Below are 6,311 nucleotides of genomic sequence, written 5' to 3' on the forward strand. Positions count from 1 at the left end.
GTCATCGTGATGACTCCTATTCGAGGATTCTTGGAAGGTTGACTCGAAGGATCACACGGTGGCCGCGCCCACATCCGGGAGCGAGGGACCGGCCTCTGTGCGTTACACCACTCTATGGGGCTCTACTTGCTCCTCACCCTGCAGCTTCAAGGTGTAGCCCTACAGTTGCTTCTACTTCTCCTTCGCCTCGTCACTGAGCCACGGAAGATCCACCCGGAGGTGCTGAAGCGCCGCAGAAACAGACGGCACCTTCTCATCCGGCACCCACGCAGCTCGGGCTCGCACGACGTCTCCAGACTCTGTTGTGAAGACCCCGACGCCGCTCTGACCATGCGGGATCGACGTGACTGTCTCGAGCACTTCGGGAGGCACCCCACCGAGCACTGTCTGCGCCTGCTCCCTTGTTGTGCACCGCATCGCGATGCGCTGAGTAATAAGGTCTCTCAGCCCAGTCGGAACAACGTCAGATGACGGCTTCTGTGTTGCCAGCGAGACGAAGACGCCTGCCGCACGTCCGACAGCGACGATCTGGCGCAAAAGGTCGGCCCGTTCTGCGTCAGCCTTCTTGTCTCCGGACGAGGTGACTTGCGCCAACTCATCCACAACGAGCGCGAGAATCGGCCCGTCATCTGGCAACCACTTCTTGCGCTGGTTCGTTTGAAGCACCTCGTATCGCTGGTCAATCTCGTCAAGGATCTTCCGCAGGAGTGGAGCCATCGCAGAGACTTGCGTCTCGACCAGAGAAAACCTTGCCGCCCAAGGCGTGAGCTCAACCCTTTTGGGGTCGAGGCCGATCAGTGCCAGATTGGGGATCTGCGCCAGACCTACTAACAGAATCGTCTGGAGACCTGATTTGCCGGACTTCGGTATTCCTCCAATAAGGACATTCGACTCCAACACTGGAACCTCCACCGTGCGCCCAATCCGATCCACCGCCACCGGGCAGCCGTCCTCCAAGCTCGGAGCGCCTGAGAGCTGCCCAGGAGTGATGGCCTGCTCCAGCGGATCACTACCGTCCTTGAGCACCAGTGCCACCCCTTCCGCACACTCACCGAGCTCCCAACCTCGGGCACGATAGTGATGCGCAATCGCAGGAGCCGTGCGCTCAACGTCAACCGGGCTAACCCCAGCAGGCGTGTGCAGATCTAACGCCAACCCATCTGCGAGCGAACGAAGGCGCACCAATCGAAGAGGGGACAGCACAGCGGCAGGGCTGCGGTCATTCCATTGCCCACCGATGCCGACCATCGACGACAACGTCCCGGTGCTCGGGACCCACTCGCGGCGGGAGACCGTGCGCTTGATACCGAGCCCACACGCGGTGGACACCTCGTCCCATGTGCCAGCAATGTTTCGCGCAGCCGCAACGTGGCGAGCGTCCACAGTCGAACGCGGGTCACTACGAACTCTGCGAATCCAAAGCAGATACCCGATTCCAGCAACCAGCAGTACGGCACCCCAGTCTTCGCCTGCGATGGCGAGGAGTGCACCGACCGCCGCGACTGTACCTGCGACGTGTTTCGCGCTCATGCGGGTCACTCCTCCAGCATCTCCGGACACAGCACCGCAAACTTCCGTGCATAGTCACGCGCCGTCTCACTCAGGTCGGCCTTATCGACCCCCTCAAGCTCATCTGCGATCATCGACACCCGATCGAGAGCCGACAGCGCCATGACAAGCAACGGCACGTGCGCCCGTGGGATCGAAATGTTCACCATGTCGTCATTCGCCACGCTTGCCACCCCCTGCCGACTCCACCGCATCTGCAGACCAGGCCATACCGGACCTATTGCCAACCTCCCAGTGAAGGACACGAGGATTGACAAGGACGAGGGGATCACCCGCGCTCAGAGCGATAGGCGTGGACGACGGGACCGTCACCTTCACCGCACCACTGTCCTTAGTAGCCGGGTCACTAACGAATACCGATACAGACCACTTCGTGCGCCCGTCAGCATCAGTGGCAAGCTCCCCGGTAGTGCGGTCCGCCACCTTCGGAGTCGCCTCAAGCCCCACAACGGTGCAACCGGTCAGATCGACCTTCGGCCTACGCATCAGCTGTCCTCCACTTCGATATTGGGGAAGATCCCCACCGGTTCGTCCTCGGCGGGGTTCGGCCACAGATCCCTGGCAACGGACGCCACAGCTTCAGGCACAAATGCCTCCTCGTCGGCGTCCGAGTACGCAATGCCCGACAAAACCTCACTTGAGCTACTGATGGTGGTGACCACACGCTTACCGCCGCGCAGCATGGACGCCACTTCCTTAGTCGCCGTCAGGATGTCCAGCCACCGCGCCAGTACACCCGATCTGGTCTCGGCCATCTCTCCATATGAAATTCGCGCTACGACTCGCTGATACTTCGGAGCCAGAGCCGTAAGCGCTCCAAGAATTGCGGGGTCTGATGCGCTGTGCGCGTCATCGACGTCTCCGCTTGCCGCGGCTTCAAAGATCTCGGAAATCTTGCCGAACAACCGCGCCAGCTCTGCTGCCTCTGCCTTACTGAACATTGATCCTCCTGGATCTACTCTCGTCAAACCAGTTTGGCCTGACATGTATCCAGGATAGATCGACCTCGAGACTCCGTCAATCTATCAACGATAGATTGAACCTGATAGTTCACTGTGCGCTTCACCAGTACCCAGTCACGCGGACCGGGAGTCTCCCCGCCTTCGGCATGCCAAGCAGCTCGCTTCTCACGCAAGGCCCGGAACGTCAGCTCACACCAGGAGCGAGATTTCCGCACAGCGTGACCCGCATACCCGAACGAACGGTGCCTAGGAGATCGGCAGCTGATACTCCTCAACCCACCCGCACAGGAAGGACAGCGCACATTACGCCCGGCCACCCGACACCGGGCGAAGTGTCGGTGGCTACGACCCCCGTCAGGCTCCACGTTCAGATCCTTAACCGTGTAGGCCAGGGCCTTACGCAAATACCCAATCGTTCGCTTGGCATGCCGACCAGCGTCCATACCCGGAGCAGAGATTATCTCGGCAACTACAGCCGAACCCCAACGGAAGCACCGCCCCGCGACTGTCGTACCCGCCGACTGAACCGAGTCTTCTATCTGGGAAGAGCGAAGCCGCCCCACGCTGTCTTTGAACAACCCAAGCTGGACCCACGCAGGCAGCCTCACAAGCATGTGTGCGTGAACGGCACCTCTCGCCTGCCATTCAGTCGTACCGGCGTATGGCAACCGCTCAGCTAAGCCCAAATCCCGTGTAAGCCTTGTAGCCGTGCGATTCCACAGGCGACCGAATGCCGCATTCCATTCCGCTTGCGCATCGTAATCATAGGAATCCGGATCAATGGCGACCCCAGCCAATCGATCTCCCGGCTCATGCTTGACACCACACCTGCACAAGGCCCGCCCGGCTCTCTGCTCCCAAGCATTTCGAGCACTGGTCGTTAACCTCGGACTGGCGTTCCGTGGAACTCGGTGAACCGCGCCGAAGGAAGGTGCCGTAAGTGTCAACATGACGACTGTTGAACTGGGATCTACGTCTAACACCCCTGCGCGCAGAATCGCACTCGCATCGCCCGAGTACAGAGCAGAGCAAGACACACAGTCCGCAAGGCGTCTAGATCCACAGCGGACCAACACGCTTTCACCGCTGAGTCGGTCGACCATCATCAGTGGACGCTCACACGGCAGGGTCACACCTGCTGCTTTTAGTGCTTCACCTGCACCGCCGTCGCTTGCATAAAGTTTCGATACCGGGTCAAGGGGCGCCGCTTCGCGACCCCCGGTCGCCGGCCGCGCAGCTTCGGGGCATGCGGCCTCCGGCCGGTCCCCTACGCTGCCCAGCTCGGCGCCCAATGCGGGATCGTCCGTAGTCGGTATGCTCGAAACAGCGGTTTCAGAAGACTGGTCGTACATGGTGAACTCCGATCCGGTCTGGGCTGCAACCCAAACCGCGCGAGGAGAGGTCTCGGTATACCGAGGCCTCTCGTTCGTTATCGAAGAAACACCGAACTGTGGTCGGCATGTGGTCGGCACTCGTGTCGAACCCGGTCAGACACCATCCACAACGATCAACTTGAATCAGCTGGTCAGACGGCCATAAGACCACGTAGAATATGGCCCGCAACGGACTTTTAATCCGTGGGTCGTGGGTTCGATCCCCACTGGGCCCACCCGTCTGATGTCGCAGTCCGTCTGCGGTGTCACAGGTGTCACAGCACAGCCTGTGGCGTCAGTGCACAGCGGAGGCGCCCTGGACCCACTCGTTCAGGGCGCTTCCGCGTTCCGTGCCGGGACCGCCGGCGGCACCCGTGAGGAAGAAGGTGCGGATCATGCCGACAGCCGACGAACTGATCAGCTCTCAGACAGCCGAGGCACTGGCACACGCGCTCCGGACCGTCGTCCCGGACCTCCCCCTCACCCGCCTGCACGCGGCCGCGGCGCAGCTCGAGGGACTGCCCCTGCGTGCACGGGTCGAACAGCTGGAATCAGCACTCCTGGCCGACGTGCCGGGCGACTACGCCGCGCTGGCGCGTGTCGTCAGGAGTGCGCACGGCACCAACCCGACTTTCACCGGCTGGATGATCTGGCCGGTCACGGAGGTGATCGCGTCGAAGGCAGTCGCGGACGGCGGGACAGAGGCGTTCGACGATGCGATGGCCCTGCTCGCGGAGCTCACGGGGCTCCTCACCGCGGAGTTCGCCATCCGCTCTCTCATCACGCACGATCCCGATCGAGCGCTGGCGATCATCCGGACATGGACTGCGTCCTCGGACGTCCATGTCCGCCGGCTCGCGTCCGAGGGCACCCGCCCCCACCTGCCCTGGGCAAAGCGGATCCCAGAGCTCTCGCAAACGCCTGGGGCGACCGTCCCCCTCCTCGAGGACCTCTATCGAGATCCCGCCGAATACGTCCGCCGTTCCGTCGCCAATCACCTCAACGACCTGAGCCGCGACCACGCGGCCCTCGTCATCGGAACGGCCGAGCGCTGGCTCGCTGAACCGGATGGCAGCACGGAACGGGTGGTGCGCCACGGACTGCGCACCCTCATCAAGAGAGGCGATCCCGATGCGCTCGCGCTGCTGGGGTTCCCCTCCGTCGGACAGGCACTTCAGATCGAGGGGCCCGCCGTCGACCGGCAGAGCGTCGCGGTGGGCGAAGCCGTCGAGTTCCACGCCGCGATCCGCAACATCAGTGAGGACGACGTCCGCCTCACCATCGACTACGTCGTGCACCACCTCAAGGCGAACGGACGGCAGTCGCCCAAGACCTTCAAGCTCACGACGATGACTCTGCGTCCTGGTCAGATGACGGAGCTGCGGCGCTCGCATTCGTTCCGTCCCATCAGCACTCGGCGCTACTACCCGGGCGCCCACGCGCTCTCCCTGCAGGTCAACGGAGTTGAAACGACTCGCGCAGAGTTCGAGCTCACGACGAACGGCGTTCCCTGCTCAGTCTGAGCAGGGAACGCCGTGGTGGGCCGACCCACCGAGCCAGGTCGAGCGACGATCAGACCAGCGCGGCGGTCTCCGAGATGATCCGCTGGAGATCCACCATGCCGGGGCACGCCGTGGACACGACGTCGCTGTGGCCGATGATCTGCGTGTTCGGGTCGATGCCGAAGTCGCGGCAGATGCGGGCGCACAGCTCGGCGGAGGCCGCGTAGGTCGTGGCGTCCGGCGGCCGCGACTGGTCCGCGGAGTGCTCGATGCCGATGCTGCGGCGATTCATCGCCAGATCGCCGGCATGCCAGGAGGTGTCCATCTCATTCACGTACTGGTGCACCGCGCCCTCACCGATGCCGTAATGGGCGCTCACCTGCGCGTTGGGGTCGGCGAACGTCGCGTCCGCAGCGGCGAGCGTACCGACGATGTAGTGGATGACGATGCGGTCGACGCTGCTGCCGTTGCGACCGGTGTTGAAGTTCGGGCTTCCCTTCCAGAGGGCCATGCTCACTCACCCTCTCCGCGGCCCAGTGGGCAGCCGGTCAGGTTCGCGGGGTTGGACATCTCCCCGCCGTCGCCGTCGGTGGTGCGGAACTGAGTGAAGTCGCGGTCCGAGGCCTGGGCCGCGCTCGCGCCGAAGACCAGGGTGGCCCCCAGCGCGGCGGCTCCTGCACCTCCGGTCATGAAGAGTCTGCGTCGGGTCACTGCTGAGTTCTTCGTGGGGATACTCATGGCTACGACGCTATGTACGACCCGTGACCAGGATCAATGAGGCTCTTCCCGGTTCGTGGTGATGGGGAGCGTCGCGTCGTTGACGTAGAACGGCTCGTGGTCCTGCTGTGATGGGTGTTGTCAAGACATCCGAATCTCAGAGGACCACGAGCCTGTGCACGAGAGTA

At 62.8% G+C, this 6,311-nt stretch carries 7 protein-coding genes and 1 tRNA gene; 2 read left to right on the plus strand and 6 right to left on the minus strand.

Going from position 1 to position 6,311, the window contains the following annotated elements; genetic code table 11:
• Positions 1 to 171: 171 nt before the first annotated feature.
• The 4 genes from BSP109_RS16115 to BSP109_RS18040 form a co-directional block, all read right to left on the minus strand.
• Entirely contained in the window at positions 172 to 1,530 is a 1,359-nt protein-coding gene (locus BSP109_RS16115) for an FtsK/SpoIIIE domain-containing protein (protein ID WP_101601953.1), read from the minus strand.
• 5 nt (positions 1,531 to 1,535) lie between these two features.
• Positions 1,536 to 1,733 (minus strand): hypothetical protein, encoded by a 198-nt coding sequence (locus BSP109_RS16120; RefSeq protein ID WP_146001208.1) that lies wholly within the window; start codon positions 1,731 to 1,733, stop codon positions 1,536 to 1,538.
• 321 nt (positions 1,734 to 2,054) lie between these two features.
• Positions 2,055 to 2,510: a hypothetical protein gene (locus BSP109_RS16125; protein WP_101601957.1), complete on the minus strand. Its 456-nt coding sequence runs from the start codon at positions 2,508 to 2,510 to the stop codon at positions 2,055 to 2,057.
• Positions 2,511 to 2,533: 23 nt separating this feature from the next.
• A complete protein-coding gene (locus BSP109_RS18040) occupies positions 2,534 to 3,883 on the minus strand; it encodes a replication initiator (protein WP_374700180.1) in 1,350 nt (449 codons plus the stop codon).
• Positions 3,884 to 4,047: 164 nt separating this feature from the next.
• On the opposite strand from BSP109_RS18040, the gene BSP109_RS17385 reads away from it, so the two are divergent.
• Both BSP109_RS17385 and BSP109_RS16130 read left to right on the plus strand, forming a co-directional pair.
• Positions 4,048 to 4,140 (plus strand) — tRNA-OTHER (locus BSP109_RS17385).
• 159 nt (positions 4,141 to 4,299) lie between these two features.
• Positions 4,300 to 5,427: a DNA alkylation repair protein gene (locus BSP109_RS16130; protein ID WP_101601961.1), complete on the plus strand. Its 1,128-nt coding sequence runs from the start codon at positions 4,300 to 4,302 to the stop codon at positions 5,425 to 5,427.
• 49 nt (positions 5,428 to 5,476) lie between these two features.
• Here BSP109_RS16130 and BSP109_RS16135 read toward each other — a convergent pair whose 3' ends face one another.
• Together BSP109_RS16135 and BSP109_RS16140 are read right to left on the minus strand one after the other, a co-directional pair.
• Positions 5,477 to 5,917: an N-acetylmuramoyl-L-alanine amidase gene (locus BSP109_RS16135; RefSeq protein ID WP_101601959.1), complete on the minus strand. Its 441-nt coding sequence runs from the start codon at positions 5,915 to 5,917 to the stop codon at positions 5,477 to 5,479.
• Positions 5,918 to 5,919: 2 nt separating this feature from the next.
• Positions 5,920 to 6,144, minus strand: coding sequence for a hypothetical protein (locus BSP109_RS16140; protein ID WP_087008931.1), 225 nt, complete (start codon positions 6,142 to 6,144; stop codon positions 5,920 to 5,922).
• Positions 6,145 to 6,311 lie beyond the last annotated feature (167 nt).

This window comes from Brevibacterium sp. Mu109, from assembly GCF_900169375.1.
Taxonomy (GTDB): domain Bacteria; phylum Actinomycetota; class Actinomycetes; order Actinomycetales; family Brevibacteriaceae; genus Brevibacterium; species Brevibacterium yomogidense_A.

What these genes read in the sequence shown, in the direction of transcription:
- BSP109_RS16115 (WP_101601953.1), bottom strand. Translation starts at nt 1,530, where the DNA reads ATGAGCGCGAAACACGTCGCAGGTACAGTCGCGGCGGTCGGTGCACTC.
- BSP109_RS16125 (WP_101601957.1), bottom strand. Translation starts at nt 2,510, where the DNA reads ATGTTCAGTAAGGCAGAGGCAGCAGAGCTGGCGCGGTTGTTCGGCAAG.
- BSP109_RS18040 (WP_374700180.1), bottom strand. Translation starts at nt 3,883, where the DNA reads ATGTACGACCAGTCTTCTGAAACCGCTGTTTCGAGCATACCGACTACG.
- BSP109_RS16130 (WP_101601961.1), top strand. Translation starts at nt 4,300, where the DNA reads ATGCCGACAGCCGACGAACTGATCAGCTCTCAGACAGCCGAGGCACTG.
- BSP109_RS16135 (WP_101601959.1), bottom strand. Translation starts at nt 5,917, where the DNA reads ATGGCCCTCTGGAAGGGAAGCCCGAACTTCAACACCGGTCGCAACGGC.
- BSP109_RS16140 (WP_087008931.1), bottom strand. Translation starts at nt 6,144, where the DNA reads ATGAGTATCCCCACGAAGAACTCAGCAGTGACCCGACGCAGACTCTTC.